The sequence below is a fragment of the Kitasatospora sp. NPDC023176 genome (assembly GCF_055560495.1).
The window spans coordinates 1-2,458 of record NZ_JBVHIP010000089.1; the positions used below are offsets into that span (position 1 = coordinate 1).

A 2,458-nucleotide genomic window follows, 5' to 3' on the forward strand; every position below is an offset into this window, starting at 1 on the left:
CACCCGCGCGAACACCGGGAACACCCCGTACAAACCCCGCCCCATCCCCACCCACTGACCACCCTGACCGGAGAACACGAACGCCGACCCGCCCGGGGAGGCAGTGCCCGTGACAAGTCCGGGCTCTCCGTCGATCAGCGCGTCCAGGCCGGCCGGGTCCGTCAGCACAGCACGGTGCGGAAACCGGGCCCGCGCGGCCAGGTCCGCGGCCACCTCGGCCGGTGTCACCTCGGGGTGTTCGGCGAGGAACCCGCGCAGCCTGCGGGCCTGGTCACGCAGGGCCGCGTCCGACTTCGCCGACAGCAGCCACGGCACCGGCACGACGGCCGCCGGCGTGGGAGTGGCAGGGGACTCGGGCGACCTCTCCTCGGCCGGATCCACGGCCGGTGCCTCCAGGATCACGTGCGCGTTGGTGCCGCTGATGCCGAACGCCGAGACGCCCGCACGACGCAGGTGACCGCTGTCGGGCCAGGGCCGGGCCTCGGTGAGCAACCGGACGTTCCCGGACTCCCAGTCGACGTGCGAGGTCGGCGCGTCGACGTGCAGCGTCGGCGGCAACTGCCCGTGCCGCATCGCCATCACCATCTTGATCACACCCGCCACACCCGCCGCCGCCTGGGTGTGCCCGATGTTCGACTTCACCGACCCCAGCCACAACGGCTCCACCCGGTCCCGGCCGTACGTCGCCAGGAGTGCCTGTGCCTCGATCGGGTCACCGAGAGTAGTGCCGGTGCCGTGGGCCTCCACCGCGTCCACCTCGGACGCCTCCAACCCGGCATTCGCCAACGCCTGCCGGATCACCCGCTCCTGCGACGGACCGTTGGGCGCGGTCAACCCGTTGGACGCCCCGTCCTGGTTGACCGCACTTCCCGCGACCACCGCCAGCACCCGGTGGCCGTTACGGCGGGCGTCGGACAGGCGTTCCAGCAGCACCAAGCCGGCGCCCTCACCCCACGCCGTACCGTCAGCCGCCTCGGCGAACGCCTTCACCCGCCCATCGGCCGCAAGCCCCCGCTGGCGGGAGAAGTCGATGAAGGCGGCGGGTGTCGCCATGACCGTCACACCACCGGCCAGGGCGAGTGTGCACTCCCCCGAGCGCAGCGCCTGCGCCGCCAGGTGGATCGCCACCAGCGACGACGAGCACGCCGTGTCCACCGACACCGCCGGACCCTCCAGCCCCAGCAGATACGACACCCGCCCCGAGGTCACACTCGTCGCCGTGCCGGTGGCCACGTAGCCGTCCGCGTCACGCGAGATCTGGTCCACTCCGCCCGCGTAGCCGGATGCCCAGATGCCGGTGAAGACGCCCGTCTGGCTGCCCCGCAACGACGTCGGATCGATCCCCGCGTGCTCGAACGTCTCCCACACCGTCTCCAGCAATACCCGCTGCTGCGGATCCATCGCCAACGCCTCACGCGGCGAGATCCCGAAGAACGCCGCGTCGAAGCCACCCGCATCCCCCAGAAAACCACCCGACCGCGTGTACGACGTCCCCGGACCGCCGGCCGGATCGTAGAGACGACCCACATCCCACCCACGGTCCGACGGGAACTCCCCCACCGCATCCGCCCCAGCCGCCACCAGATCCCACAACTCCTGCGCCGAGCCCACCCCACCCGGATACCGGGCCCCCAACCCCACCACCACCACCGGATCACCCGACACCGGCACCCCGACCGGCACGGGCGCGACCGTCCGGCGCTCCTTGCCGAGGACCACCTCACGCAGGTATTCGGCCAGCCGGGCCGGGGTCGGGTGGTCGAAGACCATCGTCGCCGACAGCCGGGTCCCGACCGCCGTGGACAGCCGGTTGCGCAGCTCCACGCCGGTGAGCGAGTCAAAGCCCAGGTCCTTGAAGGCCAGGTCGCCGGCGATCTCGTCGCTGCGGCCCAGCACGGCCGAGGCGTGGGTGCTGACCAGGTCGAGCAGGATCTCGCGTTGCCGGGCCTCGGGGAGCGATCCCAGCTCGCCCGCCAGTCCGGTGGTCCGCACCGGTTTGCGGGCGCGTGCCAGCGCGCGCAGCACCGGCCGGTCGCCCAGGGCGGACACCTTGAGGCCGGCCGCGACCACCACCGGTTCCGCGGTGTCCAGGCCCCCGTCGAACAGCCCGAGTCCGTGGTCGGTCGCCATCGGCAGCAGCCCCGCGCGGGCGAGGCGTTCACCGTCGGCCTCGGACATCTGCCCGGTCAGCCCGCTGGCCTCGGCCCAGTAGCCCCAGGCCAACGACACTCCCGGCAGGCCCTGGGCGCGCCGGTACGCGGCCAGGCCGTCGAGGTAGGCGTTCGCCGCGGCGTAGTTGGCCTGGCCGGGGCTGCCGAGCGTCCCGGCCGCCGAGGAGAAGAGGACGAACGCCGTCAGGTCCTGCCCCCGGGTGAGTTCGTGCAGGTGCCAGGCCGCCCGCGCCTTGGGCTCCCAGACCGCGGCGAGGCGTTCGGGGGTCAGGGACTCGACCACGGCG

The 2,458-nt window shown here is 72.9% G+C and carries 1 protein-coding gene; it reads right to left on the minus strand.

Translation table 11 applies throughout. The features are described from left to right. The coding region (locus ACZ3YL_RS42380) for a type I polyketide synthase (protein WP_465663185.1) at positions 1-2,458 on the minus strand (2,458 nt) is incomplete at both ends.